5 protein-coding genes and 1 pseudogene are annotated in these 16780 nt (G+C 47.7%); 1 reads left to right on the top strand and 5 read right to left on the bottom strand.

Annotated elements, in window-relative coordinates; genetic code table 11:
- Nucleotides 1–190: 190 nt before the first annotated feature.
- The 5 genes and pseudogenes from QUA70_RS23245 to QUA70_RS23230 all read right to left on the bottom strand — a co-directional run bounded on the left by QUA70_RS23245 (nt 191) and on the right by QUA70_RS23230 (nt 12252).
- Entirely contained in the window at nt 191–1513 is a 1323-nt protein-coding gene (locus QUA70_RS23245; protein ID WP_333331252.1) for a response regulator, read from the bottom strand.
- Between the two features lie 105 nt (nt 1514–1618).
- A complete protein-coding gene (locus QUA70_RS23240; RefSeq protein WP_333350191.1) occupies nt 1619–5770 on the bottom strand; it encodes an ATP-binding protein in 4152 nt (1383 codons plus the stop codon).
- 75 nt (nt 5771–5845) lie between these two features.
- Nucleotides 5846–6331: a DUF6887 family protein gene (locus tag QUA70_RS23235; protein ID WP_333350189.1), complete on the bottom strand. Its 486-nt coding sequence runs from the start codon at nt 6329–6331 to the stop codon at nt 5846–5848.
- Nucleotides 6318–6398, bottom strand: a pseudogene (locus tag QUA70_RS28665) (DUF6888 family protein); the annotation flags it as partial. The pseudogene QUA70_RS28665 and the gene QUA70_RS23235, both read right to left, overlap by 14 nt.
- A gap of 310 nt (nt 6399–6708) precedes the next feature.
- Nucleotides 6709–12252, bottom strand: coding sequence for a PAS domain S-box protein (locus tag QUA70_RS23230; RefSeq protein WP_333350187.1), 5544 nt, complete (start codon nt 12250–12252; stop codon nt 6709–6711).
- 227 nt (nt 12253–12479) lie between these two features.
- On the opposite strand from QUA70_RS23230, the gene QUA70_RS23225 reads away from it, so the two are divergent.
- Nucleotides 12480–16292 carry a sugar-binding domain-containing protein gene (locus QUA70_RS23225; protein ID WP_333350185.1) on the top strand — a complete coding sequence of 1271 codons (3813 nt, stop codon included), beginning with the start codon at nt 12480–12482 and terminating at the stop codon, nt 16290–16292.
- Nucleotides 16293–16780 lie beyond the last annotated feature (488 nt).

Below are 16780 nucleotides of genomic sequence, written 5' to 3'. Positions count from 1 at the left end.
AGGACTTTCGCTTTGAGGCAGGGGTTTCAACCCCTGACGGACTGACGGACTATCGGTTTTACCTTAAGTGAACACCAATAGCCATTGCCGTTTCCATAATCTCCGCGCCGGACACGGCAATGCAGTCTCCCTACAGATGCTCGGCTACAATGTTTCTGATATATTATCCCGTCTGTTAACATTTTAACAGTTAACATTTAACAGATATCGGAATCTGCAAAATTAACTCAGTTCCTCGGCCCGGAGCAGAAATACAACTGATTTGACCTCGATGTTTTTCCACTACAATATCGTGACTGATGGCCAACCCTAATCCAGTACCGCGGCCTACAGGTTTCGTAGTAAAAAATGGGTCAAATATCTGGTGGCGCACTTCCTCACTCATCCCACAACCGTTATCGGAAATTAAAATCACAACGGATTGATTTTTTTGAGTGGCTAATATTGAATCTTGATTGTGCAGCGCAGCTTCTAACTCAAAACTTACTGAAGTGCTGATGGTAATTTTTCGGGGAGAAGGTTGAGTTTCCAGGGCATCGATAGCATTACTTAGCACGTTCATGAACACTTGATTTAACTCACTCGCGTAACAGGTGACTTTTGGCAGTTGACTGTAGTGTTTAATGACCTCAATCTCACCGGCTTTTTGTGATCCTTTCAGTCTGTGTTGCAAAATAACTAAAGTATTGTCAATGCCTTCATGAATATCTACTCGCTTGTACTTTTGTTCGCCAAGGCGGGAGAAGTTCCGCAAAGACATCACAATTTCGCTAATCCGAGAAGCACCCTCTGTCATCGAATTCAGCAGTTTTGGATAATCCTCTGCGATGAATTCGAGTTGAATCTCGTCCAATTCGCCGATAATTTCTGCAACGGGGTGGGGGTAGTAATGTCGGTACAATTCGACGAGGCGAAGCAAATCTCGTGCATACTCCGCCGCTAGAGAAATATTGCCGTAGATAAAGCTGACGGGATTGTTGATTTCGTGAGCAATTCCTGCCGCTAGCTGACCTAAAGAAGCCATTTTTTCCTTCTGTATTAACTGAGCTTGAGTCTTTTTGAGTTCAGTTACGGTTTGTTCGAGTTCCTTGGCATAGGATTGTGTTTGTTGGAACAACTGCCGCTGCACAAGTTGATTTGAAACGCGGGCCAAAACTTCTTGTTCGTGAAACGGTTTGGTGATATAATCTATACCACCAACTTCAAAGGCTTTGATTTTATCTAATACTTCATTCAAAGCACTGATAAAAATAACTGGAATATCCTTGGTTGTGGGAGAAGCTTTCAATGCTTGGCAGACTTGGTAGCCGTCCATACCGGGCATCATGATGTCGAGCAAAATCAAGTCAGGAGGAGTTAATTCGATCGACCGCAGCGCTAGTTTGCCGTCGGGTGCGGTGCGTGTTTTGTACCCTTGCTGCGAGAGTATTTGAGCTAAAAGTTGCAAATTAGCCGGAATATCATCAACAATTAAAATATTCCCTTTTAAGACGGGAGTTGGTTCGTAATTCATATCTAGTTCGGTAAAATAACCTTTATAAGTTTGTAGTGAGTACGATCGCCCGATCGGGTTTTATGAGGACGATCGTACTCACTACAAACCTATCTCATATCCTTATTATTTTGGTTCGGGATGGATGAGAGCTAGTATTTGATTGAACTGAAACTCGTTAGCCAATGCCGCTAGAGCACTAGCTAAAGCGTCATTGCGATCGCGAATTTGCTCAATGTGGATCAGAATTAACTCTAAATCGCACTCTATTGTGGCTTTCTCTAAAGCTGCCAGCCAATCTGCGGGTAAAGCTGCAAGAGTCTCTGGAGTCGGAGCCTCAATTTGAGTTGACTCGGGAACACTCTCCGGTTCACCGTAGATGTAACGCACTCCCAGGTGTTTGTGCAGGGTGGCAAAAATTTCTGTATCTCGAAAGGGTTTGTGGATAAAGTCATCGCAATCATCTGATACAGTAAGGGTTGGCGCTTCCTCGGCGTTACCCGCACTCACGGCAATAATTGCGGTAGCTTGACCTTTAACGGTGGCCTTAATGCGTTTCGTTGCTTCATGTCCATCCATCACGGGCATCCACATATCCATAAAAATTAAGTGTGGTTCAAAACTCGACCACACTTCCATAGCTTCTATGCCGTTGCTGGCTTCTTTGAGTTCAAAGTCAAAGACAGCGAGCACTTTGATCAGCAGTTGGCGGTTGTCTGATCGATCGTCCACAATCAAAATACGATAGCGTGGCTGGTTGCGTTCCAGCGCTATCACCCGACGCAGTGGCTGTACGGGTTGAGTCGCCGGGGTATCCACGACGCTGACGGGGATATCAAACGCGAAGGTTGTGCCGCGTCCTACTTCACTGCGTACAGTAATCACGCCACCCATCAGGTTGATAAACTGTTGGCTGATAGCCAGTCCCAAGCCTGTTCCTTGCTGAGATTTTGTTCCTGTTTTGGTTTGCACAAAGGCTTGAAAAAGTTTATCTAACTCATCAGCAGCTATGCCGGAGCCAGTGTCTTCTATTTCAAAATGTAATTGGTAATTACTGATTGGTAATTGCTGAGCTTCACCCTCCCTAACCGCACTTACTCTTACCCTAATCTCTCCTTCTTTCGTAAATTTAATGGCGTTAGAGAGGAGATTGATTAAAACTTGGCGCAACTTAAGTTGATCGGTTTGCACGTATTCGGGAACTTCGCTAGAGCAGTCCAATATTAACTGCAATTGCTGCTCCCTTGCCTGGAGTTGAAACATCTCTTCCAAATCGTTCAGCAGGTTGCTTAATTTAAAGTCTGTTGGGTTGATTGTAATGCGTCCCGCCTCTATTTTGGCTAAATCTAATATTTGATTAATTAGAGCGAGCAAGTGTTCTCCGCTGCGGTTGATGATACGGATATTTTCCTGTTGTTCGCGAGTGAGGTTGGTAGAGCGCTGCATCAATTGGGAGAAGCCTAGAATTGCGTTTAGCGGGGTGCGGAGTTCGTGGCTCATATTTGCCAGGAAAGTGCTTTTGGCGAGGTTGGCTGCTTCTGCGGCCCAGGCGGCTTGTTGAAGCTGTACTGCTTGCTGTTGAGTGGCTTCGAGCAATTGAGCTTGTTGTAAGGCGACTCCCAATTGAGTGCTAATTTGCAGCCCAATATTGATTTCTGCTTCGCGCCAAGTGCGGGGTTCAGAATTTTGATAGCTGGCGAGCAAACCCCAAAGTTGACTGCCACAAAATATGGGGAAAATAACGTAGGCTCTAGCTTGAAATTGTTTTAACAGTTCTATGTAACAAGGACTCAACCCAGCGCTGTAGATGTCTTCAATTATGCGGTAAGGAACGCCTCTAGCGTACATACCGCCTTGATTTTTTTGTAGATAGGTATCCAGCACTGGTGTACCGCCGGCTTGCATAGTTTTCACGGTACAGCTAGAGTGTTCGACGAGAGTGTTGGGCACATTACTATCGTCGGGTTGTTGCATCAGAGATATCCAGCCGGGAGCCATTGATTCGGCAACAAATTCCCCGCTCCAATCAGGATTAAAACGATAGATACCGACACGATCGCATTTTAGGGTTTGTCGCAGTTCAGAGGTGGTGGTTTTGAATATTGTGTCAATATCTAAGGATTGACGGATGCGCTCGATCGATCGCGCGATGGCTTGTTCTCCCTGGGCGCTTTCTCGCAAAGCTGACTCGGCTTGTTTGCGCTCGCTAATATCCAAGACAGTGCCGAACAAACGGATCAACTCGCCTTTTTTATCATAAACCGGTTTCCCTCTGACTTCAATGTAACTGAGCGAGCCATCTCTTCGGATTAGCCGCAGATCAATTTCAAAGCTTTGCCCCGACATAGCTTGATCGCGAACCATTTTGACATAGCGCGATCGATCTTCTGGATGAAAATGCTCGATTAATTGTTCGGTTGGCAGCGGTTTTTGAGTCGGATCGAGATCGTAAATGCGATAGAGTTCCTCGCTCCAAGTAGTGGTTTTTGTGGCGATATCGTGTTCCCAACTGCCAATACGGGCAATTTTTTGGGCTTCGAGCAGTCGGGCTTCGGCAAACTGGCGATCGCTAATGTCGCGCGCTACCCAAACCGCAGAGCTATCCGACAGCGGCGAAATTTTAGCAGCAAACCAAACTTCTTTGTTATTAATCCGCAGACTGTAATCAAAACTAATAGTTTGTTGGGTTTCCAATGCCTGTTGAACTTGAGTGAAATAAATCTCCTCGGCTTCCTCGTGAAATAATTGTTCGATGATGGAGTCGCTCTGATTAGTCTGATAGTTGTATTGAGAAATCCCCTTTGTAGGTATAATTTGGATGCTTTTTGCGGTCTGGTTAAAAATCAATACAACATCCGTTATCGACTCAAATATTTTTACAACTTGCTCGGCCGAAGTGTAAAGTTTGTGTTCGAGCAATTTGCGATCGGCCATTTCATATTGTAATAGTTCGCTAGCACGAGCTAAGGCGCAGGTACGTTCGGCAACTTCGGCTTCTAAAGTGCGATTGTAGTCAGTTAATATTTTTTCATATTGTTTGCGCTGTGCGATGTTAGAAAAAGCAATGATGGCATAAATAATGTTTCCGCCTTCGTCGAAAATGGGTGTGGCGCGCACCTCAAAAGGAATAAATTTCCCATCTCGATAAAGTTCTATATCTTCAAGGAATACCGTTTCGCCGCGCAGTGCTCGGAATGCAGGCAGTTCTTCAATTGGATACGGCTGGTTTTGGCGGTACATTTGATAAACTTCTACTGCTTCTTCTAAAGTCGCATCGGGGATAGTTTCTACGCCGAGCCAATGCTTGGCAGTTTCGTTGAAGTACACGACTTTACCCGAGGCATCGTGGATAGATACTCCCGCAGGTATGGCTTCGATAAATTGCTGGAGTTGGCTCTCGCTGTGCGCTAAAGCTTCATTTAAAGATTTTTGGTCTGCAAAAGCCTGTTGCAGTTGCACTGCCATAAGATTGAAGGAATTGGCGAGTTCTCCAACTTCATCCAAGCGTTTAATTTCTAAAGGTTGATCCCATTCTCCTTTTGCAACATTTTTGGCGGCGGTATTCAAGCGCATAATTGGCTTTGTCACCCAACGGGAAGTCAACAATCCGATCGCGATCGCCAGCGGCAGTGTAGCGGCCAATAACCACAATGTATTGCGCGTATTTGCTTGAATCGGAGCCATGAAATCAGACTCTGGCACCACCACCACAATCAACCAATCCAAGCCACGGACATCTCGATAGGGAGTGACGCGGACAAACTGCCGTAGCTTGCGCGGCGGGACGCCATCGCCCTTGCTCCCCAGGGTAAATCGCTGGGTTGTTTGCAGGGTGCGAAAGTTGTCAAATCGGTTGGCGAGTTGTCGAGCAATATCTCGCGTTCGGGCATCCTTGCTGCTGGTGGCTAGCAATGGCGTCGGTTGCTTTTTTGCTGGCGTCACCAAGGATTTTTCTAGTGTGGATGTGGCAATCAGATTGCCCGATCGATCCATAATAAAAGTTTGTCCCGATGCCGAGAAGTGCAGCCTAGCCAGAAAGGTATTGATTGCCGACAGTCCATTATTATCGGTGAGGCGATCGCTAATTCGCTCTCCTACTTGTTCGATTAACTGATGCGCTACATCCTCGACTGATTCCTGACCACTTTTGAAAGAAAGAAAGCCCACTAGCCCGACGGCGCTGACTGTTTGCAAAACAAACGCAACAATCAGAACCCCTCGCAGGGGAAGCTTGCTGAAAAGTTTGGCGACTGGGCGGTTGAGGGGATAAATGGGCATGGGTGTGAACCAATTGCGCTGATAATCGAATTTTAACTGCTATAGTCTGCCTTTACCCCCGGCAATTGGCGCGCCCTACAGGCTCTGAAATGTTCCTCCGGGTTCAATATAGCCAACTACCAGCGAAGATTGGGCCCTGCTGTCAAAATTTGCTTCTGTCAGTTCTGTTTCTAGCTGTTTGGCATTTGATTCATTTTTACTTACAAAAACTGTGATAACTTTTCTAATTTCTTTGTGTCTCTCGGCGATCGTGTCGTTAATTAAAAGCTCTATAAATGGCTTATTGGTGGGCAGAGAACTGCCCATATTTTGAATTTTAACTTCTGTTTGATTTGCCTCTGAATCTGTCAAAGTCAAGCTAGAGTAGCTTTCGGAAAGTTTATTAATAGTTTGATTCGGGTGCTGGAAGTGCAACCATTTAACAACTGCTGCCTCTGTTACGGCTACAGATTCATGCAGCCGATCGACAAAAGCATAGAAAGCCTCATTATCTTCTCGGTGAGCAAGTACGTAAGCTCGCAATTCCTTTCTGCTCATAGTTTGAAAATTAGGTGTGTTCATCAGAGTATCTCCATTGCCCGTTAGGATAAATCTCTATTTCGATAGTTTCACCAGCCAAAATGTAGACGTTATATTATGTCCGGTATCATCTGAGATGTTGCACCATTCGTGTGGAACCTGTAGGGACGGGTTCACCAATAGCTTTAAAAGTTGCAGACAGGTTAAATAAACCCGCCCCAACCCACCCAAAAACCCCTTATTGACATGGGTGCAACATCTCAGGTAGCATGGGAATTGTCGCCAGCGGGGGCGGGTTTATTATATTGTTGATTATGGGCAATTATTATTGGTGAACCAGCCCCTACAAGATTTAACATCATACAAATCCTCTTCAAACGGAAATGATAGGATTTGTGCGTTCATCGAACCCGATCGCCCTAATGCAAATTTTTTAACTTGGCTAAAACGGCGGCGAATAGAGCGGTTTCGATCGGCTTTGTTAAGTGTTCGTTGTAACCGGCGGCGATCGCCCGATCGCGGTCTTGTTCGCTAGCATAAGCTGTCAGCGCCACAGCCGGCAAGCGCTTGATTTTGTCGGATGCGGACGATCGCACTTTGCGGATCAGCGAGTAGCCGTCCTCAACGGGCATACCGATATCGCTGACTAAAATATCCGGTGGCGACTGCTGTAAAATGTCGATCGCCTCCGCAGCCGAAGCAGCCGCAGTCGCCGTCGCCCCCAACTGTTCAACCGCAACAATCAAAAACTGGCGGTTGTCGGGTTCGTCGTCAACTACCAACACCTTTAAGCCAGCCAAAATACCGGGACGGATTTGAGGGAATTTGCTTTCCTCCGTCAACTGCCGCTGCTTACTCCGACGCTGCTTCTTGAGTGGCAGTTTCACTGTAAATGTCGCACCCTTGTTTTTACCCGGACTTTCCGCAGTCACTGTGCCGCCGTGGAGTTCCACCAAGTGCCGGACAATCGCCAATCCCAGTCCCAAACCGCTGTCATCCCTAGTAAGCGAGCCGTCTGCTTGTCGGAAGCGATCGAACACGTAGGGTAGAAACTCTTTGGAAATGCCCTTTCCGGTATCGCTGACAGTAATTTGCACGCAATTGGGAAGTGGGAACTCGTGCTGAGGATAGCTGAAGTATGGGGAATCGTTAACAGCTAGCGCAGACAACCGCACTTCCACAGTTCCCCCCGAAGGCGTAAATTTCACGGCGTTAGTCAGCAAATTCGACACTATCTGCTGCAACCTCTGGGCGTCGCCCCACATCAAGCCGACTGCGGGGTCAAATTCTGAGGAAACGTTGACAGACTTGGCCTCGGCGGCGAAACGAACTGAATTCAGAGCAACCTCGATCGTCTTTCTCAGGATCAACCAGCCGGGTTTCAGATCCAGCTTGCCTTGAATAATCCGGGAAACGTCGAGCAAATCTTCCACTAGCTGCACCTGCACCCTCGACTGACGCTCGATCGCCTCCAAACCGCAAGCTAAATCATCTTCCGTGTACGGGAGGCCGCGCAGCCTCTGCGCCCACCCCAAAATCACATTTATAGGCGTGCGGAGTTCGTGGGAAAGAGTGGCTAGAAACTCGTCTTTCAGGCCGTTGATGGCTTCTGCTTGGGCGCGCGCGGCTTGTTCGCGATCGAGCAACTGAGCGCGTTGTGCTTCGATTTGCTTGCGATCGCTGATGTCGGCGACGATCGACATACAGTTGATGTTGCCGTTGCTGTCGCGGACTGGAGTTGCCCACACAGCGAGGTCGATCGAAGTGCCGTCTTTCCTTTGGCGCTGGGTTTCCATTCCGGCGAGCGGGTTTCCTTCGCGAATTCCTTCCAAGTTCGCCATGAATTCCTCCCGCTTGTCTGGGGGAATGCTGGGCACAAATTGACCTACCGCCTCTGATTCGGGCCAGCCAAAAATCCTTTCGGCGGCTGGGTTCCACATTTTCACAGTGCCGTCCTCGGCACTGAAAACGGTAATTGACAGAGGACAAGCCTGAATCAAGGCTTCTAAAGTTTGATTGATGTGCGATCGCGCTGCTTCTGCTTGTTTGCGATCGCTGATATCGACGTTCACCCCGATCATCCGCCAAGGCAAACCGCGATCGTCGGGAAACACCTTAGCCCTGCAAGCAATCCAGCCCACGCTTTTGTCCGGGCGGCAGATGCGGAACTCAATGTTTAATTCCTCCCCGGACGCCACCGCAGCCTGCACCTGCTTTTCGGTAACAGCGCGATCGTCTGGATGCACCCTTTGGGCCCAACTTTGATAGCTGTCTAAACTGCCGACAGGCAGCCCGTACAAAACCTCTAACTCCGGCGTACAGGCGACCTCGCAGGTTTGGATGTTCAATTCAAAAGTTCCGATTTTGCCTGCTTGCTGAGCGATTTGCAGCCGTTCTTGATTGTTTTTGAGTTCTGCTTCCACCCGCGAGATCTCGGTTAAGTCGATGTAAAATGCGACGATCGTCTCTGGTTCGCGATCGTCCGGGTTCAGAGTCGTCCCGCCCATCAGAAGCGGCACGCGGCTGCCATCTTTGCGGATATACTCTTTCTTGAAAGGAGTTGCGACTCCCTTAGCCCGCAGTTCTTGCGCCGCTAAGGCGTCGAGGTGGAGGTATTCGGGGGGGGTCATTCTGTCCCACCGCATTTGACCTGAGAGCAAGTCTGAGCGGGTGTAGCCGACCATGTTGAGCAGGGATTGGTTGGCGTAGGCGATGCGGCCGCTAAAATCGCCGATCGCGACTCCAAAAATATTTGACTCGAACAGCCGCCGGAATATGGCTTCGCTTTGCTGCATTACCCGTTTTGCTTGGTTGCGATCGGTGATTTCGGCAACCACGGTGCTGACTCCCAACAGCGTTCCCGATTCATCGATCACGGGGTAAAAGCTGATTTGCCAATCCCGCAAAACTCCCGGCTGTTGCTTGGTTTCGGCCTTAATTTCCAAGTCGAGCACGGGGGTTTGCGTCGCCAGCACTTGGCGGTAAATCGGCTCTACCACATCGGCCATTTCCGGGCTCGCTTCACTGACTGTGCGCCCGAGGTGATCTGCGATCGTGCGGCCGTCGATCTGAGCGAGGCATTCGTTGATGCGGATGTAGCGCAAATTGGTATCGACAAAGCACAGCCCGACCGGTGTGGTGTTGTAAACTAAGTCGAGTTCTGCTAGTTGGCGGCGAATGCGTATTTCGTTTTCTCGAAGTTGATTTTGGGCTTGTTTGCGATCGGTGATATCGAGCACGAAGAATGCTCCTTTGTCTTTGCATTCTTGGAAGTGTCCGCCGCCGACTAAAACTGGGAAGCGCGTGCCGTCTTTGCGGAGGTATTCTTTTTCAAAAGGCGCGCAACTTCCGAATTCTGCGACTTGCGCGACGGCGATGCGATCGAGTTCTAGATATTCCGGCGCGGTGAGTTCGAGCCAGCGGATCTGTCTTGAAACTAAGTCTTCCCTTGTATATCCGATCATTTCCAGCAAGGCGTCGTTAGCGTCCGTAACTTCGCCGCTGACATCCCAGAAACCGATGCCGATCATGTTAGATTCTACCACGCTGCGGAAGCGCATTTCGCTTTCCCGCAATGCTAATTCTGTTTGTTTGGCTACGGTAATATCTGTGATAATTAGGCCGACTCCGATTATTTCTTCCCTTTCATTTTTCACTGGGTAGTAGTTGGCGAGCCAGTAACCGAAATATCCCGGTTTCCCATCAGGTTCGCCGCTCATTTCTAAGTTTAAAACAGGCTGACCGGTTTCTAAAACTTGCTGAATTATGGGTGCAAATTTGGCGGCGCATTCTGGCAACAATTGGCGAAAGTCTTGGCCGAGATGGTGTTCGGCCGGCAAACCGTGGAGTTCTGCTAATACTTGATTGATACGGATGAAGCGCATTTCGCGATCAAGAAAGCAAATCGCTAGGGGAGATGCTTCTAATAGCGAGTCAATTAAGGCGAAGGATTGCGATGTTTGAGATAGTGCTTGCTGCGCTTCATCGTAAAGTCTGGCGTTGTCGAGGGCGATCGCCACGCGGTATGCTAAATCTTCTAGCATTGCCATGTCTTCTGTACTGTAGCGGCGGCCCAACTTCGAGGTAAAGCAAGTGATGGAACCCATTACCCGCCCGCGGGCCTTCAGTGGTACGCAAGCGTGAGATCCGATATTGAGCGATCGCAATATTTCCATTTCTGCTGCATTTTCGGCTCCTGCTGCTAAAATTTCTTCATCCACTTCGGCAATTAGTTCGGATTTTCCGCTGCGGATTACCAGGGGATAGCCGTTAACAGCATTTTCGGCGATCAAACTGCGGATTCTCAAGTTATTCAGACTATCAACTATAGAGGCTTCTGCGTGGGCTGCCGCGACTTGGCGCACTTTTGAGTCGGTTTCGGTCAAATGAATGCAGCACCCGTCGGCGATCGAATTTATTGCTAATTCTGCTACCTTTTGCAGCGCCGTTTCCCCGTCAAACGCATCAGCCAGCATTTTGCTGACTTCTGCTAAAAATGCCGATCGCTGCTGTTCTATTTCCGCTTGTTCCCTCGCTGTTTGCTCGATTGTTAACTGCAATCTTTGAGTTTCTGCAAGTTTTATTTCTGTAATATCGCGGGCGACAATTAAGGCTGATTCTGTTACGCCGTCTTTGTCCAATTCTGGAACTACGCGGGATTGATAACTTCGGAGGCCGTTGATTGATAAAGCCTGAAATTCTAGAATTTCTTCTTGACCTGTTTCTAACACTTTATGCAGGGTTTCATCCCACATCTGGCACAGTTCCGGCGGCATTCCTATTTCTTGACTGGTTTTACCCAGGAAGAATGAAAGCGGTTTTCCTTGGCTTCTTTCAACTGCTTGATTGACATACATATAACGCAGTTCTTTGTCCGTGCGGATAATGATGTCTGGCGTATTTTCTAGCAGCCTTCTCAGTTGCTGTTCGCTGCTTGCTAAAGCTGCTTGCGCTTGTTGTCTTTCGGTGACATCTCTCACCGTGCCCACATACCCGATGAGTTCGCCGGAGTCGGAGAACATCGGCGACGAACAAACGTTAATCCAGCGAACAATTCCCTCTGGTGTTTGCAGGCGATACTCGATCGCATATTCCCCACCTTGCCGAGTATAATCCAGCCATCGAACCAATACGCGATCGCAGTCTTCCGGGTGAATGCAATTTTCCCAACCTTCTCCTAAAAGTTCTGTCAAACTTAAGCCACAAATAGCCTGACAGCGAGGGTTTGCATAGGTGTAACGCCCCTCAAAATCTGCCATAAAGATGCCGACTGGCGAACAGGAACTTAAACAGCGAAATCGTTCTTCTTGAGCTTGCAGTGCTTCTTTAGCTACTGTCAGTTCTGCTGTTCGCTGTTTGACGCGGCTTTCTAGCTTAGTGTAGGATAAGGTCAGGGCTATTTCTGCTGCTTTGCGGTCAGTAATATCGATCCCCGTTCCTATCACATATTCTACCAAACCCTTGCCATCGGTCGTCACAGTATTCGACCAAGAAATTAAGCGCTTATCCCCATTTTTAGTGCGCCAATAGTTTTGATATTCGCTGTGAAAATTTTCGACCTTGAGCTTGGCAAAAACGGTTTTAACTGGCTCTATTTCTTCGGGAATTAAGAACAAATCCCAAACATATTTATTGACCACTTCTGCTGTCGAGTAGCCTGTAGTTTTTTCGCAAGCTTGGTTAAACCGGACAATCCGTCCTTGGCTGTCGAGAACTACAATCAAGCAAGCCGTCGTCTCAATTGCTTTTGAAATAATCTTACGTTCTATTTCTAGTTTTTTTTCTGTGGACTTTAAGCCAGCATACCAAGCGCTAACCATTGCAGCCCCAAAAAGTAAGAAGATTGTAGGAGTTGCCGTGAGTGCCAACAGTAACATAGTGGTCAGCAGTAATGCCATGCCGGCGCTAAATGTAGCAATGCTGTAAGATTTAATGGGTAAGGGCCAGACCTGAAAGCGACTCATTTTTGTTGACCTGTAGCCATGGCGCGATCGCGCTATTGCTTATGTCGATGAAACAACCCTGTGAAAACTAACTTAAAACTAAGTATCTATTTTTTTTTACGAAACCACATTTGTCGGCAGGATGCCATCTTCCCAGAGACAGATTGGCTGCGGGATTGGTGCTGGAGCAACTGCTATCATAGATTAAGGGACAAATTGGAGCATCTAATTTTTGGGAGCAATTTAAAGTGAATTACAAGCTGGCAAAAATTATCGGATTATTTTTCGCAGCCGCCACCCTTTTTGGATTCATCGGTTATGCGCTGCAAAATCCCTACTCAGCCAGCAACTCAGCGATATCGATCGGCTTCCCCAATCTTACCATCGCGGCCGTCGGGGCGATCGACAACAAACGCGACCAAATTTATCTTAACGGAACTTGGCAATTTGTTCCCGCAGTTGGCAACCCCCAAACCCCTCCCCTCTCCCCAAGTTGGGGTTCCATCTCGGTGCCCGGAGACTGGCAACAAGAAACAAACCAATCCGTACCCGGAATCATCACTCGTGGCAGGGGCAAAGATTGGGAAAACTTCAACAGTAAACAACTATCAAAAGCTTGGTATCAGAGAAATATAGACATTCCCCGCGACTGGACAAACCGTCGAATCTTTATCGACTTAGCCAGAGTCAGCACCGATGCAGTCATCTTTGTCAACGGCATTAACTGCGGTCAAATCGCATCGCCCTACGGCACTATTGAAATTACTAAAAAAGCAAAACCAGGTCAAAACACCCTATCTATTTTAGTCGTGGCAGTATCCGACGAAAAGGAAAAAGCCGTCATCATGGACTCCACAGAAATCTACAGAGAAAAATCCAACTTGCAATCGCGGGGAATCATCGGCGAAGTGCGGGTTTTCAGCGTTCCCCCAGGCCCGCTAATTAGCGATTTATTCGTCCAAACTTCCACCAGACAAAAGCAAATTAAATTAGATGTAGAACTCAAAGACGTTGCCCAAAAAGGTCAAGTTGAACTAATCGCGCAAATGCTCGACGAAAAAGGCAAAGTAGAACAAAAATTTACCGGAACTGCCGAGGTTCAAGCTAAACCAATTCAAACCGTACAAGTCCAGTGGAATTGGCCAAATCCCCGTCTTTGGGATGTCGGCAAACCAAACCTCTACACCCTGAAATTAGAAGTAAAAGGCAGCGGCGTTAACACGCAATACGACCAACCTTTTGGCTTCCGCGAATTTTGGATAGAAGGGCGCAAATTTTTCTTAAACGGAACCGAATTGCGGCTGCGACCAAATATGCACTCCGATTCTTGGGAAGGCGGGACAGTAGAAGTTTCTGACAGACTAATTGACAGCTATGTAAAAGCCGGTTTTAACATAACAGAAATGTGGCCTTGGAATCACGACGAACGGGGTAGATGGAACTTCCGAGAGTTATTTTCCGAAAGAGCAGACCTCAAAGGTTTTCCAATTATGGCTCCCGCTTTAGACATTACTCCTCTGGCTTGGAACGGCAGGTGGAAGAACCGCCAGTGGAACGACCGCTGGAAAGCCCTAATGGTGACAGAACTGCGCCGCTACCGCAATCATCCATCAGTATTAATGTGGGCGACAAGTCCTAATTTTTTCGCCAACGCTGACGACCTAAATCCCCGTCGCATCGGCAAAATAAAAATAGAAGGAACTATCAGTCCGTCGGAAAACGAGCGTGTGCGGGCCAACACTCCCCCAGGAAATGACGCTTTAGCTGCGATTAAATCGGCAGACCCAACCAGACCTGTGATGGTACACCACGGCGCCAACTTCGGCGATGTTTATGGGGTGAATACTTATTTAAATATGATTCCCTTGCAAGAACGGGAAGAGTGGATTTCTGAGTGGACCAAAACCGGGGAAATGCCCTACATGGCAGTCGAGTTTGGGACTCCTCTGCACGCAACGATGATGCGGAACCGCAAAGGTTTTGGTCAGGTAATTGTCAGCGAACCTTGGATGACTGAGTTTGCAGCAATTTATTTGGGCAAGCAGGCTTACGAGTTGGAAACTGCCACTTATAAAGCTAAAATTCGCGAGCAATTTGTCAAGGGTCAGGAGTATCAAAGCTGGCATGGTAAAAAAGAGTTAGATTTTGCACCAGCTTTTCAAAAGTTGCAGCAGTTATTCAGTACAAATACTTGGCGGAGTTGGCGGACTTTTGGAATGTCTGGGGGGATGGTTCCTTGGAATGACGGACACGGTTGGGAAATTTCCGAGGCTGGCAGAAAAAAGGTGGATATTGGGGGATTTCAACCTGGTCGCCGCGGAGTTTATTTGAAGCAAGTCTCGAATCATCGTTTGAATTATTTGCAGCCCGAAGCTTACACTGTTCATCCTGGGGGCGAGGCAATTATGAAGAATAATAGCTCGACTTTGGCTTGGATTGCTGGTGCGAGCCCGGTTTTTACTGCGAAAGATCACAATTTGTTTGTGGGCGGAAAACTGGCAAAGCAAGTAGTGTTAATTAACGATACGCGGGCGCCACAAGAATTTTCGTTTAATTGGCGGGTTTTGGTGGGGGGGAAAGAGGTAAAACAAGGCGATGGAAAAGGGAAAATTGCTCCGGCAGGAACCCTGTTTTTCCCAATAGACGTAAAATTGCCAAATACCATTTCTAGCAAGGCTGACGGCGAAATTCGCTTGACCGCACGGGTGGGCGAGCGATCGCATTCTGATACATTTGCTTTCCGCGTTTTTGCCAATCAAGCCAACATCAAAGATTCGCTGACAATTTTCGATCCAGCGGGCAAAACATCGGCAATGTTAAAACAATTAGGTTATCAGCTTGTACCGTGGAATGGTTCGCAAGTTTCATCGCTATTAATTATCGGTAGAGAAGCGTTTTCGAGTGGGGAAAAATTGCCGGGAAGTTTAGAAATTTTTGTACGAAACGGCGGCAAAGTAATGGTGTTTCCTCAGCGCAGGGACTGGCTGAAAAATACAGGTTTCCGAGTTGCTGCCCACGTCAGCCGCCGCGCTTATCCAGTTGATAGCAACCATCCCGCAATTAGCGGTTTAGACAGTGAAGATTTGCGGGATTGGGCGGGGGAAAGCACGCTGCTTGAAGCTTATCCAGATACAATCCAAACTGGCCCTAATTTGAGTCCGGCCAATAAACCTTGGTACGGCTGGCGTTGGGGAAATCGTGGCGGTGTCAGTAGCGCTTCTATTGAGAAGCCGCACCGCAGCGGTTGGCGCCCCATTTTGGAATCTGAGTTTGATTTAGCTTATTCGCCGCTGATGGAATTGGATTACGGAAAAGGGCGGCTGATTTTAAACGAGTTGGATTTGGAAGACCATTATTCTGTAGATGCTGGGGCGGCGCAATTAGTGCAACAAATTGTGAGTTACGGCAGGAATTCTACGGTACTTGGAAAGCCGGATAAAGTGGTTTTAATAGGGGGAGATGAAGATGCCCAAAAGTTGGACAGTTTGGGGGTAATTTATCAGCGCGCTAGTTCGCTTTCTAATGATGTTGGTTTGGTCATTGTGGGGAGAGAAGCGAATCTGAAAGATGCAGATTTGCGCGGTTATTTGAATGCTGGTGGGAAGGCGTTTTTCTTGCCACGTCAACTGCCTGTTGCGGGTTTGGGCGTGGGTTTGCAGCAAGCGCAGGATTTTGGGGGTTCGCTGGCGGTTCCGAGTTGGGATGAGGTGAAGGGGGTTAGTGCTTCAGATTTGCGATCGCGCTCTTTTTATGATACTTGGTTAATTAAGTCTGGGGGAGAAGTCGGCGCTGACGGTTTGTTAAGTCGGGTAAAAGTTGGCAAGGGTGTGGCGATTTTTTCTCAGATTGAACCGGACAGTTTGAATGCTGATACTAAGACTTATTTGCGTTTTACTCGCTGGCGGCAAACCAGGGCAAATGCTCAGATTTTGGCTAATTTAGGGGCAAGTTTTAAGGCAGATGAATCTGTGTTTAACGGTGCGAGTCGGGAGTTTTATCACTGGGATTACAGAACGGATTTTGAGAATGGGGACGATCCTTATCGGTATTATCGATGGTAGGAAGAAGGAAGTTTAGCAACGGATTCGCTCCACGGATGTAACCGATGTAACTGAGATGTTGCACCATTCTCAATTACTTGCTTAGGAACAGGCAAGATGCCTGTTCCACAAGAGATAAATTTTCTTGTGGAACAGGCATCTTGCCTGTTCTTGAGAATGGTGCAAGATGTGAGATGTAACGGATTGAAGGAAGAAGGAAGAAGGAATAATGTATGAGTATCCAGCAGTAGTTTCATAGATTCCCTGTCCAAAATTCGTCTGGTAACGGTTCATCAAAATCATTACTTGTCCAGATTGCTCCTGCGTGCAATCCCGCTGTACGCTGCTTAGTTGGGGATGCGATCGGCGCTAAACGGACAAGGGGAATACCACCTTCTGTGAGAACAACCTCTATGCCTTTAAGTGCTAAAGATCAATACTCCGGACAGTTTTTAAGCAGCCAAAGTACCATAAGACAAGACTGAAGAAAGATTAGGATGGTTTAAAAT

The sequence above is a fragment of the Microcoleus sp. LAD1_D5 genome, from assembly GCF_036702115.1.
Classification (GTDB): Bacteria; Cyanobacteriota; Cyanobacteriia; order Cyanobacteriales; family Microcoleaceae; genus Microcoleus.
Note: the sequence above shows the minus strand (reverse complement) of the source record. Positions and strands in the feature narration are given on the sequence as shown.

Coding starts and splice junctions, on each gene's coding strand:
- QUA70_RS23240 (WP_333350191.1), bottom strand. CDS start 5,770: ATGCCCATTTATCCCCTCAACCGCCCAGTCGCCAAACTTTTCAGCAAG.
- QUA70_RS23230 (WP_333350187.1), bottom strand. CDS start 12,252: ATGAGTCGCTTTCAGGTCTGGCCCTTACCCATTAAATCTTACAGCATT.
- QUA70_RS23235 (WP_333350189.1), bottom strand. CDS start 6,331: ATGAACACACCTAATTTTCAAACTATGAGCAGAAAGGAATTGCGAGCT.
- QUA70_RS23245 (WP_333331252.1), bottom strand. CDS start 1,513: ATGAATTACGAACCAACTCCCGTCTTAAAAGGGAATATTTTAATTGTT.